15 protein-coding genes are annotated in these 18,699 nt (G+C 40.6%); 11 read left to right on the top strand and 4 right to left on the bottom strand.

From position 1 onward, the window contains the following. Nucleotides 1-3 precede the first annotated feature (3 nt). Nucleotides 4-369: a hypothetical protein gene (locus tag ACX1N5_RS00270; RefSeq protein WP_458799925.1), complete on the top strand. Its 366-nt coding sequence runs from the start codon at nt 4-6 to the stop codon at nt 367-369. Between the two features lie 43 nt (nt 370-412). Here ACX1N5_RS00270 and ACX1N5_RS00265 read toward each other — a convergent pair whose 3' ends face one another. Together ACX1N5_RS00265 and ACX1N5_RS00260 are read right to left on the bottom strand one after the other, a co-directional pair. Next, nucleotides 413-1,507 (bottom strand): fatty acid desaturase family protein, encoded by a 1,095-nt coding sequence (locus ACX1N5_RS00265; RefSeq protein ID WP_458799923.1) that lies wholly within the window; start codon nt 1,505-1,507, stop codon nt 413-415. A 14-nt stretch (nt 1,508-1,521) separates the two neighbouring features. Further along, nucleotides 1,522-2,592, bottom strand: coding sequence for a flavin reductase family protein (locus ACX1N5_RS00260; protein ID WP_458800260.1), 1,071 nt, complete (start codon nt 2,590-2,592; stop codon nt 1,522-1,524). Nucleotides 2,593-2,774: 182 nt separating this feature from the next. Here ACX1N5_RS00260 and fabR point away from each other — a divergent pair, with 182 nt between their 5' ends. The 10 genes from fabR to ACX1N5_RS00210 all read left to right on the top strand — a co-directional run bounded on the left by fabR (nt 2,775) and on the right by ACX1N5_RS00210 (nt 16,478). After that, nucleotides 2,775-3,449, top strand: coding sequence for an HTH-type transcriptional repressor FabR (gene fabR, locus ACX1N5_RS00255; protein WP_171458706.1), 675 nt, complete (start codon nt 2,775-2,777; stop codon nt 3,447-3,449). A 149-nt stretch (nt 3,450-3,598) separates the two neighbouring features. After that, entirely contained in the window at nt 3,599-4,615 is a 1,017-nt protein-coding gene (locus ACX1N5_RS00250) for an AI-2E family transporter (protein WP_004753424.1), read from the top strand. Nucleotides 4,616-4,768: 153 nt separating this feature from the next. After that, the gene (locus tag ACX1N5_RS00245; RefSeq protein WP_131387937.1) at nt 4,769-5,158 is read left to right on the top strand and encodes a carboxymuconolactone decarboxylase family protein; all 390 of its coding nucleotides are present in this window, start codon (nt 4,769-4,771) and stop codon (nt 5,156-5,158) included. 465 nt (nt 5,159-5,623) lie between these two features. Next, on the top strand, nt 5,624-6,472 hold the full coding sequence (locus ACX1N5_RS00240; RefSeq protein ID WP_458799920.1) for a DUF4062 domain-containing protein: 849 nt from the start codon (nt 5,624-5,626) through the stop codon (nt 6,470-6,472). A 193-nt stretch (nt 6,473-6,665) separates the two neighbouring features. Further along, nucleotides 6,666-8,048 carry an adenosylhomocysteinase gene (ahcY, locus tag ACX1N5_RS00235; protein WP_458799919.1) on the top strand — a complete coding sequence of 461 codons (1,383 nt, stop codon included), beginning with the start codon at nt 6,666-6,668 and terminating at the stop codon, nt 8,046-8,048. 163 nt (nt 8,049-8,211) lie between these two features. After that, entirely contained in the window at nt 8,212-9,048 is an 837-nt protein-coding gene (metF, locus tag ACX1N5_RS00230; protein WP_131381118.1) for a methylenetetrahydrofolate reductase [NAD(P)H], read from the top strand. 22 nt (nt 9,049-9,070) lie between these two features. Continuing rightward, nucleotides 9,071-9,784 carry a 16S rRNA (uracil(1498)-N(3))-methyltransferase gene (locus ACX1N5_RS00225; protein WP_131381120.1) on the top strand — a complete coding sequence of 238 codons (714 nt, stop codon included), beginning with the start codon at nt 9,071-9,073 and terminating at the stop codon, nt 9,782-9,784. Between the two features lie 695 nt (nt 9,785-10,479). Further along, nucleotides 10,480-12,732: a bifunctional diguanylate cyclase/phosphodiesterase gene (locus tag ACX1N5_RS00220; protein ID WP_458799917.1), complete on the top strand. Its 2,253-nt coding sequence runs from the start codon at nt 10,480-10,482 to the stop codon at nt 12,730-12,732. A 147-nt stretch (nt 12,733-12,879) separates the two neighbouring features. Further along, a complete protein-coding gene (locus ACX1N5_RS00215) occupies nt 12,880-15,153 on the top strand; it encodes an NADP-dependent malic enzyme (RefSeq protein ID WP_131381124.1) in 2,274 nt (757 codons plus the stop codon). An 80-nt stretch (nt 15,154-15,233) separates the two neighbouring features. Then, a complete protein-coding gene (locus tag ACX1N5_RS00210; RefSeq protein WP_004753438.1) occupies nt 15,234-16,478 on the top strand; it encodes a multifunctional CCA addition/repair protein in 1,245 nt (414 codons plus the stop codon). Between the two features lie 18 nt (nt 16,479-16,496). Here the strand turns inward: ACX1N5_RS00210 and epmA are convergent, their stop codons facing one another. Next, nucleotides 16,497-17,471: an EF-P lysine aminoacylase EpmA gene (gene epmA, locus ACX1N5_RS00205; protein ID WP_458799914.1), complete on the bottom strand. Its 975-nt coding sequence runs from the start codon at nt 17,469-17,471 to the stop codon at nt 16,497-16,499. After that, entirely contained in the window at nt 17,468-18,535 is a 1,068-nt protein-coding gene (locus tag ACX1N5_RS00200; RefSeq protein WP_458799912.1) for a 4-phosphoerythronate dehydrogenase, read from the bottom strand. The genes epmA and ACX1N5_RS00200 overlap by 4 nt, the downstream gene beginning before the upstream one ends. Between the last annotated feature and the right edge of the window lie 164 nt (nt 18,536-18,699).

Here is an 18,699-nt window from a genome sequence, read left to right as displayed (position 1 = left end):
CCGATGAAATCTTTCTATGCCAACCACATTTCCTGTAGCCAAGATGATGATGTTTTCACGATTGGTTTGGCAGATGATGAACTTGACCCGATTGATTTCGTCATTTTAAGCCGTTTTGATGAGCCTGATATGGCAGTAAATCAACACATTGGTCTTCTGGTGAATGAAACTGAATTTGAATTTCACAATGCGATTGAATCTATCCGTTTTTTTGATACGCAAATGGTGATCCAGCTCAGAGCAAGCATTGTTGCAGACGAATTAGAATACACTTCGATTCATATTGAACTGGCAGATCAAGGCGATGATTTACCGCGTGCCATCAAGCACATGTTTACAGGTTCAAGCGTACAACTAAAATTTAACTAATAAAAAAGCGCAGTTTAGACTGCGCTTTTTTATGACTTGATTCTTACTTTTTAAATGGTAGCGAGTATTTCAAAATACGTCCCAAAACCTGACCATATTGTTTAAACAGGCTGGCATTGTTGTAGTTTAAACCGTATTTTTTACATACAGCTTCTACTTTTGGTCCCATCTTACGGTAACGGCGTGCAGGGATTTCTGGGTACAGATGATGCTCAATTTGATGACTCAAGTGCCCAGTCAAAATATGAAAGGCTTCAGAACCTGTTAAGTTAGATGAACCACGAATTTGGCGCATATACCAGTGTCCGCGACTTTCATTTTCTAAAACACTTTTTGGAAAAACTTCAACATCTTTGGTGAAGTGACCACAGAAAATGATACTGAATGTCCAAACATTACGGATACCATTTGCTGCCATGTTTCCAAGTAATACAGGTACTGCACTTGGTCCCGCCACAAGTGGGAAAAAGACATAATCTTTGAACAATTGTTTCGCGACTTTACGTTGTACTGGACGCATTTCTTGTATAAATTTGGCTTTGGTCTTACGCCCCATCATCAGTTTGCCGACTTCCAAGTTTTGGATCGCGACCCCCCACTGGAACAGCAAACAAAATGGAATACTATACAAAGGTTGCAATAAATAGCTTTTTTTCCAGCGTTGTTCTGGAAATAAACGAACTAGACCATAACCAATGTCATCATCCATACCTTTGATATTGGTATAGGTATGATGTTTATAGTTATGGGTTTGACGCCAATTGTCACTTGTACCGACATTGTCCCATTCATAGGTTTGCCCCATAAATTTCGGGTCATTCATCCAGTCATATTGACCGTGCATGACATTGTGTCCGACTTCCATGTTTTCCAGAATTTTAGACAAGCCTAACAAGCCTGTACCGAATACCCACGCTGGCGGAAACCAACCTGCGAACAATAAAGTACGACCTGCTAGGCTACTATAACGTACAACGGAGTAAACACGGCGAATGTACTGGGCATCTTTCTCGCCCAAGTCATCCACAACTTCTTGTTTGATGGCATCTAGCTCTTGAGCAAGTGCCTCTAAATCGGCTTCAGTGAGTTCGCGGTTTTTTGGATTTTTAAAATATTGTGTTTTTACTTGCATATTCATAGCAGATGCCTCTCTTAAAGATCTAACACAAGGTCAGTTTGAGCGGAGTTGACACATAAGCGTAGTAAGCTATTTGGTTCAGTATTTTCCGACTGATTATTTAAGTTTTTGGTTGCACCCGATACTTTATTACATGCACATTTATTGCAAATACCCATACGGCAACCGTGGGTTGGTTTGAGCTGAGCCTGTTCCAGACCAATCAGAATTGGCTGACCTTTGGCAACAGCAATGGTTTTATTGGATTTGCTTAAAGTAATATTTACAAAGCCAATATCATTGGTTTCTATATGTGTCAGGCTAAACGCTTCACCTTTGAAAAGTTTTGCGCCAGCAAACACACTTTCTGCGGCATTGACAAATCCTGATGGACCGCAAGCAAAGACCGTACGTTCAGCAAAATCTGCAACCAATTCAGCATGTTTCTGGTTAATACGTTCAGCAGCAGGTTCATCACGCGTACATAGCGCGGTAAACTTAAAGTTTGGATAGATTTGTTGCCATGTTTCAAATTCTGATTTGAAAGCCAGACCTGTGGCATGTTGTGCCCAGTACATCAAATGAATGTCATAGTCTTTCAGCTGACCAGACTGATGCAGTCCTGCCAACATACTATACATTGGGGTAATGCCACTGCCCGCAGCCAGCAACAGTATTTGTTTTTGTGGCTGTGTACCAATGAGCATATCGCCATAAGGCTGACCAAATTCAAGGATGTCGCCCACTTGAGCTTGTTCACAAAGCCAAGTACTCACCACACCGCCTTCAATTTTCTTCAAGGTCAGTTTGACATGATGGGCATCCAGCTGAGTCAAACTATAGGTACGTTCATAGCGACAACCATGAATTTCGACATGTACGGGATGATGTTGCCCTGCAACGCCATATTGCATGCGTTGGTTACACTGAATGGTTAAACTCACGACATCATTGGCAATGATTTGTTTTTTGACAATTCGCCCAAGTGTTTCATGAGTTGACCACAATGGATTGACTTTTTGAAGCCAAAAATTCACTGCGTTACTGTCATAGACACTACCAGACAGAAAATCTAAAAGCTGTTTTTTACGTTGAATGACATGCATTGTGGTCATCTCTATTATCACTTTCTAATTATTATACACATGTATATATATATGTATAGTATTTATGCAATCAAGAAACAATTCTTTGCACTATTTCTTATCGTTCAGTTCTAAGGCTATAATCTTCAAATAAATCCGAGCTTGCCACATGAGTTTACATGCCCCCTTTATCGATAACTGCTATGCCAACTGATCACTCATTGCTTGACACTTCACCTGTTCAAGTCAAAACACCTGCGCGTAGTGCTGGTCGTAAAGCCACGATTACCAAAGAAGAATTATTTCAGGCGACCTTAAATTTAATCGGCCCAGAAAAAAGTATTTCATCTTTGAGTTTACGCGAAGTCGCCCGTGAAGCAGGCATTGCACCCAACAGTTTTTATCGGCATTTTAAAGACATAGATGAGCTTGCGATTGAACTGATTAATCGTGCTGGGGTGGTGCTACGTAAGATTATTCGTGAAGCACGCCTTAAAGCCTCTAAGCAAGAAAGCATTATTCGCACTTCAGTTGAAGTCTTTTTACAGCAACTCGACACCGATGACGGGAACCTGAGTTTACTGTTACGCGAGGGCTATACAGGTTCAATTTCCTATAAGCGTGCGGTGGAGCAACAACTCAGCTTTTTCCAGCAAGAATTACAAGAAGACCTCATCCGTTTAGAGCGTTTGAACCAGAACCGACTGTTTCACCCAGATTTGGCAGCAAAAGCTATTACCCAGTTAGTATTTAATATGGGTGCAAAAGTCATCGATTTACCAGTCAATGAACGTAATGTCGTAGCACAGCAGACCATGATCATGATTCGGATGATTCTTGAAGGTGCACGTCGCTTAAATGAATCGAAAATTGGCTAAACATTTTTGATTCAGATAAAGCGTATTTTTTTATTTCTAAGTATTTCCGAAGCAGTTAGAATGACCTTTGTCTAGGATTAATACAATTCTGTGCAGCTTCATTGCATTTCCTATGGCACTTCTTTTGCTAAATATCGGGTCAAACCAGCATGAATATCTTGAGCGACAGACAAAGCATTCTGGCAAGCTATATTCTTATTATATTATCTCTTGTGGCGATTATTCCTTTACATCTCCTGCCAAGTTTTTTTGCCGGCTTCCTGATCTATGAAATTATTCATAGTTTAAGCAAGGTGATTGATCGTTATATTGATAGTCATCGCGCAAAATTAATTATCAGCATTGTACTGAGTATTGTAATTGTTTCCTTAATTAGCTTCCTCATTACCAGTCTGGTCAGTTTCGTGATTTATGATTTACAAGGACCTGGACTGACTGCGTTTAGTGAAAAAATTGACCAAACCTTGATTTTATTACAACAGGAAGTCTCAAAATATATCTCCATTTATATTCCAAACAGCGTAACCGATTTAAAAAATCATATTTTTATTTTGCTTAAAGATAATGTTTCTGTTTTAAGGCATACAGGTTCGGATATTTTGCATAATTTTGCCACTATGGTGATTGGCTTAATTATTGGGATCTTAGTTTCTATTCATTCTTTTAGCTATAAAGAAGCCCAGCCTATATTTAAAACAGCGCTGATGCTACGTATTGAAAAACTAGGATTGTCATTTAGAAATGTCGTTTTTGCCCAAATTCAGATCTCTCTAATTAACACTGCCCTGTTTATTGTTTTTGTATTTATTGCATTGCCATTATGTGGTGTGCATCTTCCTTTTGCTAAGACCTTAACTATTTTGACCTTTATTTTTGGGTTGATTCCGATTGCAGGCAACTTAATTTCAAATAGTCTTATTATTATTTCAGGTTTAACCATTTCATTACCGGTTGCTGCTGCGGCTTTAATGTATTTAATCCTGATTCATAAGCTTGAATATTTTATTAATGCCAAAATTGTAGGAAGCAAAATTAATGCGCATGCTTGGGAAGTACTGCTTGCCATGCTGATTTTTGAAGCTATTTTTGGTTTTGGTGGACTGATTGCAGCGCCAATTTTCTATGCCTATATCAAGCTTGAAATGAACGATGCCAAATTAATCTAATCACATCACAATAAAAACTCCTGATGAACTGCCCTTAAAAAGTTGGGCAGCCAGTCACATATCAAGCCCGCTTCTTAATGGACTCAAGCCTAATATATTGATGTTAATTTTCGGTGTAAGGTGAGATTTTACTCACCTTACAGGTCAAATAACATGGCACAGCAAGATTATGAAAATGGCTTAAAAGTTCGTACTGAAGTGATGGGCGAAGCATTTGTCAAACGCGCTCAAGACAATACTGTTGCATTTACCCAACCTTTACAGGACTGGATTAATGAACACGCTTGGGGTTCAACATGGCAACGTGAAGGAGTTTTGCCGCGCAAATACCGCTCTTTGATTACCATCGCCATGTTGGTTGCACAAAAATCTCCAACCGAACTGAAAGGTCATGTGCGTGGCGCGTTGAATAATGGCTGTAGTGTTGAAGAAATTCAGGAAACCTTATTACACAGCTTGCCATACTGCGGTGCACCCGCTGCTCAAGAAGCTTTTCGTGCTGCGCTAGAAGTTATTCAAGAATATCAGGCAACTCAACCATAAATTTCTTGATGATTGATCATCTTGTTTGATGTCTCCTACCTTATAAGGAAAGGCAAAATTGATTGATGAACAAAATCGAATCTCTTCACTTGCACATAAATAACAGGTCACTATGCTACTGAAGAACAAAGTGTTGTTCAGTAGCTTTTAACGGCGTTGGGTTGATCTTTTTCAATTGCATTTCATCGTATATTTTGCAGTACAGGTTTCAGAAACTTGATTTTATGGGTTCTGAGCAAGTTTTGCTTGCTGTGTTATATCCTGCGATACGTGTATTTTCAAAATTTAAACATCCTAATAAACGAATTACGATTTTGAAGTGTTTTTAAAGCCAAGAGAAAAGTAGATATTTAAAAGGTCTGCTTTTTATAAAGTTTTTATAAAAACATCGTCTTATGCTTAAGCTTCTTATTGCATATAGAATCTTGATATATTTAAAGCCTCTTATCTTAGAACATTATAAAAATGGCATATCAAGCAACAATTTTAAACATCATGATTGCTTCACCAAGTGATGTAGCAGAAGAAAGACAACTGGTTCGTGATGCAATCTATGAATGGAATGCCATTCATTCAAAGCAATTTGGCATTATGCTTAACCCTGTAGGTTGGGAAACACATGTTGCCCCTGAAATGGGAGATAGACCACAAGAAATTATTAATAAAAGAATTTTAGAAAATTCGGATATTTTAATTGGAATATTTGGGACACGTTTAGGAACACCTACAGGTGAATATGTTAGCGGCACTGTTGAAGAAATTTCAAAACATATCGGCTCTGAAAAACTAACGTGTCTTTATATCTGTGATCGACCAATTTCACCAAGCCAAATTACGGATCAATACTCTAAATTACAAACTCAAATTAATGAATGGAAACCCAGCGGAGTTTTGAACTTCTATAGAGAATTGACAGGTTTTAAAGAAAATATTAAAAACCATCTCACCCTTCACCTACAAAATAATGAATATATCCAAGAAATTATCAAAGGCTTTAAATCCTCTAATTCAATACCATCTAGCCAAACCATACAACCCAGTGAAGAAATGATTCAGATTCTTCTAAATGCAGGGAAGAGCAATTCTGATGTGCAATTTCTTAGACACCTGAGTGGTGTATCCTTTCATGTTGGTGAGTTAGGTATGAACTTAAGAGATGGACGTGAATTAACTAAATGGCAAGATGCTATTGAAAGTTTAACTCAATATGGACTCTTAAAAGACAGAGGCTATAAAGGGGAACTCTTTCATCTCACCAATGAGGGATGGAAAGCTTTTGATCAATTAAAAGTCCAACCCAAGGAAAACAAATAATATTGCATCTTTCAACTTGGAACACTTTTAGAATCCAAGTACAATACTTCGCTAGTCGAGGGATGCTGCGACGTTTTACAGGCACAAAATGTAAAATCGCCAGGCTCGACGATCGGTTAAATATTCAATTTAGCCAACAACGGCATCCGCGAACTGAATGATCAACAATTGTTTTATTAAAAAGGAGATCGTGATGAACGCGGTTAATGCTTCATTTACTGATTATAAAGTTGCCGATATCAATCTTGCTGACTACGGTCGTAAAGAAATCAAACTTGCTGAAGCTGAAATGCCAGCCTTGATCGGCTTGCGTAAACGCTATGCTGCTGCAAAACCACTTGCAGGTGCCAAAATTCTTGGCTGTATCCACATGACTATTCAAACTGCAGTTTTGATTGAAACTCTGGTTGAATTGGGTGCAGAAGTTCGTTGGACTTCATGTAACATTTTCTCAACTCAAGACCATGCTGCTGCTGCAATCGCTGCCCGCGGTATTCCTGTTTTTGCTTGGAAAGGCGAAACTGAAGAAGAATACAACTGGTGCTTAGAGCAACAAATCAATGTCAATGGCACACCTTGGGATGCCAACATGATCTTGGACGATGGCGGTGACTTGACTTCACTTGTTCATGACAAATACCCAGAGCTTCTTGAACGTATCCACGGGATCACTGAAGAAACTACAACAGGTGTACAACGTCTTCACGAAATGTTCCGTGACGGTACTTTGAAAGTTCCTGCAATCAACGTCAATGACTCTGTTACCAAGTCTAAAAACGACAACAAATACGGTTGCCGCCACTCGTTAAATGACGCGATCAAACGTGGTACAGACATGTTACTTTCTGGTCGCCGTGCATTGGTGATTGGTTATGGTGACGTGGGTAAAGGTTCAGCTCAATCTTTACGTCAAGAAGGCATGATCGTTCGCGTGACTGAAGTTGACCCAATTTGTGCAATGCAAGCCTGCATGGACGGCTACGAAGTCGTTTCTCCATACAAAAATGGCGTACAAACAGGTAAAAAAGAAGACATCAACCTTGATTTGCTTGAAAACACTGACTTGATCGTAACAACGACTGGTAACTACCACGTTTGTGATTCAGCAATGTTGGATACCTTAAAAGCGGGTGCTGTAGTCTGTAACATCGGTCACTTTGATACTGAAATCGACACCAACTACTTACGCGGTTACAAGTGGGTTGAAGTAAAACCTCAAGTGCACCAAGTATATCGTTCAGAAAATGAAAATGATTACCTCATCTTGTTATCTGAAGGTCGTCTAGTCAACCTTGGTAATGCAACAGGTCACCCATCACGTGTAATGGATGGTTCTTTTGCCAATCAGGTTTTGGCTCAAATGCATTTATTTGCTGAAAAATTTGCTGATCTTCCTGCAGCAGAAAAACAAGCGCACATCCGTGTTGAACTTCTTCCGAAAAAACTGGATGAAGAAGTTGCCGCAGCGATGGTTGCAGGTTTTGGTGGCGTATTGACTCAATTGACTCAAGTACAGGCAGATTACCTCGGTGTACCTGTTGAAGGTCCATTCAAATCTGACACTTACAAATACTAAGTTTTAGGCCTCTCCTAACCTCTCCGTTTAGGAGAGACACTTCCTTGATTGAGGTAGGTCTTCTCCTGCACAAACAATAAAAGCCACGCTTCATTGTTTGTACAGGGAGATGGTTAGGATGAGGATCAATATTCAAGAACAGTATTGATAAAAAGGATTTGAAATGACTAAACGCGTACCGATCTCCTTTGAATTTTTCCCACCAAAAACTGATGCTGGTGCCGAAAAACTTCGTGCTGTACATCAAGACTTACAGCAACTGAATCCAGAATTTTTCTCTATCACTTATGGTGCAGGTGGTTCGACTCGCGAACGCACTCTTGCTGCCATCAGTGACTTTAACGGTAAAGGCACACCTGTTGCACCGCACTTGTCATGTATTGGTGATGACAAAGCCCGTATTGCTGAACTTTTAGATTTATATAAATCTCAAGGTATTGACCGTATTGTGGCATTGCGTGGTGACTTACCATCAGGTCAGGTGGGTTTAGGCGAACTGCCTTATGCACAAGACTTGGTTCGCTTTATTCGTGAACATTCTGGCGATCACTTTAAAATTGAAGTGGCAGCATATCCTGAAATGCATCCGCAAGCTGAAAGTTTTGACCAAGACATTCAACGCTTTGCAGAAAAAGTGCATGCGGGTGCCAATGCAGCGATTACCCAGTTTTTCTTTAATCCAGATGCGTACTTCTATTTTATCGAACGTATTGCCAAACTGGGTGTGCATATTCCAGTTGCACCAGGCATCATGCCAATTACCAATGCCAGCAACCTGATTCGCTTTGCTGATGGAACAGGCGCAGAAATTCCACGCTGGATTCGCAAGCAGCTTCAAGCTTATGGTGATGACAGCAAGAGTATTCAGGCATTTGGTCACGAGGTTGTCGTCAAGCTTTGTGAACGTCTGATTGCTGGTGGTGCACCAAGTCTGCATTTTTATACCATGAACCATATCCAGCCAAATCGTCAGCTTGTGACGGATCTTGGACTCGCTTAATTTGTAACAGGTCACGAGCCCTATGAGTAATCGTTTTTTTATTGAAGCATCATTAACAGTGGGTCAGTCTATTGAATTGACTGAAGTGGTGTTTCATCATTGGGTTCGCGTTCTGCGTGCAAAATTAAACGATCAAGCCATCTTGTTTAACGGGCAAGGTGGCGAGTATTTGGTTGAACTCACTGAAATTAATAAAAAGAATGCCCTTATTCAGGTTGTTTCTTTTGAACCAGCCAACCGCACACCTAACTTTCAGGTGGTTCTCGGACAAGTGATGAGCAAAGGTGATCGCATGGATTATGCGATTCAAAAAGCCACTGAGCTCGGCGTACACAAAATTCAACTTTTGACCAGTGAACGCTGTGAAATGCGCCTGAAATATGACCGTGATCAGAAAAAAATTGATCACTGGCAAGCCATTGCAATTGCAGCATGCGAACAGTGTGGTTTAAATATTGTACCTGAAGTGCTTGCACCCATTTCATTACAAGAATGGTTTAGTCATTCCCTGCCTGCCACCAAGCTGGTACTTGCACCCGATACCGATGCTTTTGATATCGCTAAAGAGGCTACACCTGACCTTGCGCTATTGATTGGCCCTGAAGGTGGTCTCAGTCAGGATGAAATTGCCCAAGCCAATGTTGCAGGTTTTAAAAACTGGTGTATTGGCGAGCGTGTATTGCGCACCGAAACCGCACCTGTTGTTGCTTTAGCCATATTGAATTATATTTTATAGCACATAAAAAAATCACATTTCTATCGTATTCAGTCATATACATTTGTCTTAAACAATACTATGTTAATACGATTACTTGCTATTTCGTTGATGAAAACGGACTTCGAATGCCATTTATGCAAAACGATGATTTTTCTAAAGAAATCGTATCGAGTCAGATTAAAAAATCAGCACACTATCTACGTTATTTGCTGGTAAGTACTTTTATTGTCTGTAATTTTATTTTTTTAAATTTTTATTTGAGATACCCAGATGAAGCTTTTTACATCAGCATCTGGGCGCTGTGTAGTAGTCTATTTTTTATTCCTTGCTTTGTGTTCTTACACAAGTTTGTGAGAAAAAAAAATCTTCGCATCAGCACCATAGATTTAAGCAATAAATTCATTAGTATAGGGATAGGTTGTTCCATTGGAGTCGGGGTCTATTTACTGCACATTTACTTACCCAGTAACTATGACTCAATTCTATTTTATGACACATTATATTTATCTTTAAGCTTGATCCTGAATTGCTTAATTTTCAGCCTGATCTATCTAACACAACGTTTATCTTATTTTTTCTTGGTGTCCATCCCTGCAATTGCGCCAATTTTGCTCCTGCAACCGATCAACCAGCACATTTTTAACCAGTTATTTTATTTTGCTTTTGATTTTATTTTAGTGGTCATTTGTATTAGTGCTTTCGCTCTCAATCGCATGCATCGGAAACTGGCAAAACTATTTATACGTAATGAGCAATTGATTCGCAATGCCGAGCAGCAAGTGCAATATTCACAACGCGTTTGCAATGAATTACAACAGGAAATGCAACACTCAAAAAATATTGAAAACCAACTCCAAGAATATTCCCAAAGCCTTGAGCAAACCATTCATGAGCGTACACACACTTTAGAAAAACAAAAACAAACGATTGAAATGGCCAATTCGATTGCTTCAGTGCATACATGGGAATGGAACCTGATTAAGGGTACATTTGAAATCAATAATACCCATGTTAAAAAACTAGAATTCCGTTCACTCGAAAAAGACCTCACCCAAGCCTTACACCCTGAAGATATTCCCTTATGCATCGAGAAACTACATCAGCACTTTAATCATGAAACTGAAATTTTTGAGTGTGAATATCGTGTTAAAGATGAAAATGATAAATGGGTGTGGGTGATCAACCGAGGTAAAATCATTCAATACAACCCAGCAACCTCAAAACCTATGGTCATGATCGGGATTTTCCAAAATATTGATCGCCAAAAACAAGACCATGATCGAATTCAGCAAGCGGCTAATATTATGACGCATGTGGAAACAGGAATTGTGATGCTGGATGAACAATTACGCTATGTAGAAGCCAATCCTTATTTCTTTACCCTGTCCAATTTAACGATAGAACAAGTCCTTGGTAAGCAACTGTTTGAAATTACTGATAACTATCGCCCACGACAACGTAGTTTTCATTATTCAATTACGGAGCAACTGCTTAAAAATGCTGAATTTGATGGCGAATTTGAAGAAAAATTTATTTCAGGAAAAGAGTTAAGTCTACGTTTACGCCTAAATGCGATTCGAGATAATAAACAGCGAATTGTCAACTATGTCGGTATTTTTTCAGATCTGACCAAGATCAAACAACAAGAGCGACGCGTTTCCTATCTGGAAAATTACGACATTGTCACCAATCTACCTAACCGCTTTTATTACAACTATAAGATCTATCAATTTTTAATTACCAATAGCGACAGCATTCATCAGCTTGCCATTATTCGTCTGTCTATTGATCGTTTTACCGCACTTTATGAATTTCTAGGCAACCAAAATACATCTGAATTGCTCAAACTCGTGGCCCAGCGCCTACGCCTATCTAATCCAAATGCGTTAATGGTTGCCTATTTGAACCGTGATGATTTTGTCATCGTATATGAGCTCAATCATGTTCAACCAAGTATCCAAACCATCTGTGAGCAGATTCGTCAGTATTTTAATCAGGCAGTTAAAATTGCAGAACAAGAACTGATTATTACGTTATCGATTGGCGTGGCGATTTATCCCGAACATGCCAGTCAGTTTGAGCAGCTGAATAACTGTGCACAACAAGCACTGAATCATGCGCGCCGCTTAGGTGGCAATACAATTCAGTATTACACCAAGTCACATGACAGCCTATATGAAAAAGATGTGAATCTGGAAAATGAATTACGCCAAGCACTACGAAATCAAGAACTCGAAGTTTATTTTCAACCTAAGATCTATATTCACAACGATCAAATCGTAGGCTTTGAAACATTGATTCGTTGGAATCACCCAGAAAAAGGCTTACTGCATCCAACCCAATTTTTACCTGCAGCACAGCAAACCAGTCTGATTTCTGATATTGGCGAATATGTTTTATTTACTGCGGTTGCTCAACTGCGTGAATGGCAAGATCAAGGATTACCTGAGGTTTTTCTCTCGATCAATATTGATGCTCAACAGTTGTATCGCGGACAGCTCGTAGAACATCTTGATACGGCACTGAACCGTTATCAGGTAGCAGGTAAATATGTTGAGTTTGAAATTACTGAAGCTTCATTGATTGAAAATAGTGAATATATTCACAACCTTTTACATCAACTTAAGCAGCGTCATATTCAACTGTCTTTAGACGATTTTGGGACTGGCTATTCATCAATGGCTTACTTAACCGAGTTTCCATTTGATGTTCTAAAGATTGATAAAAGCTTTGTGCAAAATATGCATATGAAACGTCACAATGCGATTATCAATGCGATTATTGCAATGGGTAAAGCCATGGATCTAAAAATTGTGGCTGAGGGAATTGAAACTCAAGAACAACTTGATTTCTTACGTGAAAAACAATGTGACATTGCGCAAGGCTTTTATTATGCCAAACCGCTCAATAAAGCTGATGCCAGCCAGTATTTACAGACTTTTCACAGCAAATTCACACCATCATAACTAAAATTTATAGCGAACATCATTAACATAGGAATTTTTCGCTGGTTGTAACTGTGCGAAAACAAAAACAAATGATATAGTCAATTAGATTTTTTTTTGTGCCAGGACCGTTAAGTTACTGGATTAACTGTTGTAAATGAGATGCAAATGGACGACCAAACACTAAAACAGCAAGCTTTAAATTATCATGAATTTCCACGCCCAGGTAAAATCAGTGTTACGCCAAGCAAACAACTGGTTAACCAACGCGACTTAGCCCTTGCTTACTCACCTGGCGTTGCGGCGCCATGTTTAGAAATCGCGCGTGACCCTTCAACAGCAGCTAAATATACAGCACGTGGTAACCTCGTTGCCGTGGTCAGTAACGGTACCGCCGTTCTTGGTCTAGGTAATATTGGCCCACTCGCTTCAAAACCTGTGATGGAAGGTAAAGGTGTCCTGTTTAAGAAATTTGCTGGTGTAGATGTTTTTGACATCGAAATTGCTGAAAACGATCCAGACAAAATTGTCGATATCGTAGCAGCACTTGAACCGACATTCGGCGGTATTAACCTCGAAGACATCAAGGCACCAGAATGTTTCTACATTGAGAAAAAATTGCGTGAACGCATGAACATTCCAGTGTTCCATGACGATCAGCACGGTACCAGTATTATTGTTGGTTCAGCATTACTCAATGCATTGAAATTAACAGGCAAGAAAATTGAAGACATCAAAATTATTGCTTCAGGTGCAGGTGCAGCCGCACTTTCTTGTTTAAATTTACTTTGTGCATTAGGCGCACGTAAAGAAAACATTACTGTTGCCGACTCTCGTGGTCTATTAACTACGTCGCGTGAAGGTCTAGACGACTCTAAAAAACATTATGTACAAGATATTCCACAGACTCAGTTACATGAAGTCATGGAAGGTGCAGACATGTTCCTTGGCCTTTCTGCAGCAGGTATTCTCACCAAAGATATGGTGAAGAAGATGGCTCCAAACCCGATTATTTTTGCTTTGGCAAACCCAGATCCAGAAATCTTACCTGAACATGCTCATGAGGTGCGTTCAGATGTCATTATGGCAACAGGCCGTTCTGACTATCCAAACCAAGTCAATAATGCACTTTGTTTCCCATATATCTTCCGTGGTGCGCTTGACGTTGGTGCAACCACTATTAATGAAGAAATGAAAATTGCCTGTGTACATGCGATTGCCCGTATGGCACACGTTGAAGCCGATGCCTCAACTTATGGTGAAAAATCAGCAGCTTTTGGTCGTGACTATCTAATTCCTCGTCCACTCGATCAACGCCTGATTTTAGAAATTGCTCCTGCGGTTGCGCAAGCAGCAATGGACTCTGGTGTTGCCACTCGTCCAATCGAAAACTTCGCAACTTACCGTCAACAGTTGTCTGAGTTTGTTTATAACTCGGCATTTGTGATGAAACCAATTTTTGCACAAGCGAAAAGCGCACCAAAACGTATTGCTTATGCTGAAGGTGAAGATCTTCGCGTATTGCGTGCAGTACAAGTGGTCGTGGATGAAGGTTTGGCATTCCCAATTTTGGTTGGTCGAACCAAAGTTATTGAAGCGAACATTCAACAGTTGGGCTTGCGTCTAGAAAACGGTGAAAACATTGAAATCGTTGATCAAGAGCAAAACCCATTATACGAAGAGTTCTGGAAAGACTATTACAATAGCATGCAACGTAAAGGCGTAACGATTGAGTATGCTCAACGTGAAGCACGTCGTCGCTCAACACTGATCGCAGCAATGCTGGTGAAATTTGGTCAAGCAGACGGTATGCTTTGTGGTACGTATAGTAGCTATGACATTCACTTGGACTTCGTGCGCAATGTGATTGGTTTAAAAGAAGGTATGAACAACTTCTTTACGCTAAATGCCCTAATGCTCGAAGATCGCAACCTGTTTATTGCTGATACCTATGTCAATACCAATCCAACAGCTGAACAGTTGGCTGACATGACAATTTTGGCTGCTGCTGAAGTTCGTCGTTTCGGTATTGAACCACGTATTGCGTTACTTTCACACTCAAGTTTTGGTAGCAACCAAGATGATCCAAGCGCGCAGAAAATGCGTGAAGTGTATCGCCTACTTGCTGAACAAGCACCAGACCTTGCAGTTGAAGGTGAAATGCATGGTGATGCGGCACTTGATGAAAACATTCGTCATTTTGCATTCCCGAACTCACGCTTCAAGGGTTCTGCAAACTTGTTAATTATGCCAAACCTGGATGCAGCCAATATTTCATTTAACCTGTTGAAATCTACTTCAGGTAATAATGTAACGATTGGTCCAATCTTGCTTGGCGCTGCAAAACCAGTTCACATTTTAACACCAACAACAACGACTCGTCGTTTGGTAAACATGACTGCGTTAACAGTCGCTGAAATTCAGCAAGATCAACAAGCTTAAACACATTTTTAAGCCCAAAGCTTAGACTTGTACAAACCTCTATTCTGTTGCATGATTGCTTTAAGAATAGAGGTTTTTTCATGCAAATTTATTTAGTAGGTGGTGCTGTCCGAGATCAGTTACTTGGGCACCCCTATCACGAGAAAGATTATGTAGTGGTGGGTGCGACACCCGAACAACTCATCGCACAAGGCTTCCAACCTGTTGGGAAGGACTTCCCTGTTTTCTTGCATCCTGACACCAAAGATGAATATGCACTGGCTCGTACTGAGCGTAAGCAAGGACATGGTTATCATGGATTTGAATTTTTCACTTCACCAGAGATTAACCTCGAAGATGATTTAATTCGACGTGACTTGACCATCAATGCCATTGCACAAGATATTCAAGGCAACATCTATGACCCATATGGTGGCCAGCAAGATCTTGAAAATAAAGTACTACGTCATGTTTCTGATGCTTTTAGCGAAGACCCGCTGCGTGTGCTTCGCGTAGCACGTTTTGCTGCACGCTATACCGAATATGGTTTTAAAATTGCCGATGAAACTTTGGCACTGATGACGCATTTAGCCAAATCTGGCGAGTTGAGCTGCTTGACTGAAGAACGAGTCTGGAAAGAAACATCGCGTGCTTTAATGGAAAAACATGCAGATGTATATTTTCAGGTATTGCGGGATTGTGGTGCATTAAAAATCCTGTTCCCTGAAATTGATGCATTGTTTGGCATTCCACAACGTGCTGAATACCATCCAGAAATTGACTGTGGTATTCATACACTAATGTCTTTGCAACAAGCCTGCCAAGCCAACTATAGCCTAGATGTCCGTTTTGCCGTACTGGTACATGATTTGGGTAAAGCATTAACACCAGAAGATGTTTTACCGCGGCATATCTTGCATGAACAGCGCGGAGTTGAGCCTGTCACCGAACTGTGTGACCGACTCAAAGTTCCAGCCAGTACCAAGCAGTTGGCAATTGTAGTTTGCAAAGAACATTTAAAATGCCATCAGGCCTTTACCTTAAAACCAGGAACACTATGGCGTTTACTACAACGGCTTGATGTTTTACGTCGCCCTGAGCGCGTTGAGGCATTTATACAAGCATGTGAATGTGATGCACGTGGACGTTTAGGCTTAGAACTGCGTCCTTACCCGCAAGCAGACTATTTACATGCAGCAATTGAATGCGTGCGAAATATTAAAGCACAAGACTTGCCTGCTCACATTACAGGTGCTGATATTGGTGAAATGCTGATTCAACGTCGTATAGATGCATTGGCACAGTTAAAACATGAACATATGAAACAACAACAGCCATCTTTTTGATGGCTGTTGTTCTGATACTTAAGCAATCTCAGCAGGAAATGTAATCACCTGCTCAAGCTTCAATTTATTTTGAGCAATCATCAATAAACGGTCGATTCCCAACGCAATGCCTGAACATTCTGGCATGTGCGGTAAAGCAGCTAATAAATGTTCATCTATTGGCATGACCGTTAACCCCTGCGCTGCACGTTCGGCATTATCTGCCACGAAACGCTGACGCAACACCTCGGCATCAACCAGTTCATCATAAGCATTTGCCAGTTCCAAACCTTCGATATACACCTCAAAACGCGCTGCAACCTGTTCACCATCGTCATCGGTTTTAACTTTCGCCAGTGATGCCATTTCAGGTGGAAAATCGGTTAAAAATACAGGTGTATCGAAACCTAAACTTGGCTCGACCATATGGGAAAACAGTAAGTCCATATAGGCAAGTCGATCATCGCCTAAATCCAGATTTAGTCCGACACGACGTGCTGTGTCTTTAAGCTGCTGTAATGTAGCTTGTAACGGATTGATATCTAGACGATCCTGAAAAGCATGTTTGTAGCTCAGCACCATCGGACGTAATTCAGAAAAACGCTCTGCCAGACACACATTTAACAATGTAGAAGTTTCATGCATTAAATCAGTCAGGCTAAATGCAGGGCGATACCATTCCAGCATGGTAAATTCACTGTTGTGCTTGCGCCCATGTTCATCATCACGAAACACCTTACAGATCTGGAAAATCGCACCGCTACCGCTTGCTAGCAACCGCTTCATAGCAAATTCAGGTGAAGTCTGTAAATAGTGGGTTTGCTGCTGGCCGTTGACATGACGTAGTGCAGGCACTGAAGCCAAATGCACATCGGTCACACCTGCCTGCGACAATATAGGCGTTTCAACTTCCAATACATCCCGCTCAGCAAAAAACTGACGGATGCGTTGATACATTTTGGCGCGGGCTTTTAGGGCTTGAACATCACATGTCGGTTGGAAGGTCTGAGTCATGCCTGTGGCCCTCCATGCGCAGCCCATTCACGGCGCAATGGATAATTTTTACGTAAAGCATCAAACGCAGGTTGATGTACCCAGCCATCGACCACGCAGGCACGCAAGTTGGCATCATCCTGTTGAATATCATAAATTTCTGACAGGTGCTTTACTAAAGCCTGTTTTAAATCTTGCCCTTGGAAAAATGGCTCGCAAGCAGGCAACTGACTACGAAAATCTTTATTGATCACAAGTTGATATTTTTTACAAAATGCCTCGTAAATCATTTGTGTGCCACGTGCCTTACCTTCAAGGCTATACCCTGCGATATGCGGCGTAACCAAAGTCACTAAATCCAGCAATTCCTTCGAAATCATCGGTTCATGCTCAAACACATCTAGCACCACTTTACGCTGTGTTTGGCGAATGTCAGTCATGAGATCTCGTTCGGCAATTACTGCGCCGCGAGAACTGTTGATTAAAATCGTCTCAGGTGACAATTGCGCCAAACGTTCTGCATTGATGAGGTGATAAGTTGCATGTTGCCCTGTTTTGACCATCGGCACATGCAAAGAAACCGCATTGGCATGTTGCAGTAATGTACTTAAATCAGCCTGTTCAATCTGCTCACGCTGTACCAATGGATCGCAGCCCAAGACTTTCCAGCCCAGCAATTTTGCCATGGCTGCCAGACGTGTGCCGACATTGCCCAATCCAACAATTCCTAAACAAAAACTGTCTGCGGCATCAATCAGTTCAGGTTTGAGTTTTAACAGTGCCGTAATCACGTATTCAGCAACTGCTTGCGCATTACAGCCTGCAGCATTTGCCCAGGTAATACCTTGTTGTTCTAAATAAGAAATATCGAGATGGTCTGTACCAATCGTAGCACTCGCTACAAATTCGACAGGCGTACCATGAAGTAATGCTGCATTGACTTGAGTCACAGAACGTACAAGCAGTGCTTGAGTTTTTATAAGATCTTGCTGTGTCAGGGTTCGCCCTGCATGATGCTGAATATCTGCCAGATCGGCAAAGAAATAGTCTGTAAATGCCAGATTTTCATCTGCAACAATGTTCATGCATGATCACCACAATTTAAGATAGCTTCATGATAGCGTTCCTGTGGACGTTAGGCTATGTTCATCCATGATAATTTAGTTTGCTAACATGATTGCCTTTTCATTTCTATTTTTATAGCAGCAAAATAACCAGCACATGGCAAGACATTCAGTTAGCATATCCT

This window comes from Acinetobacter sp. ANC 4636 (genome assembly GCF_054454555.1).
The sequence above is the reverse complement of the archived record's forward strand: the minus strand, read 5'-3'. Positions and strand labels throughout refer to the sequence as shown.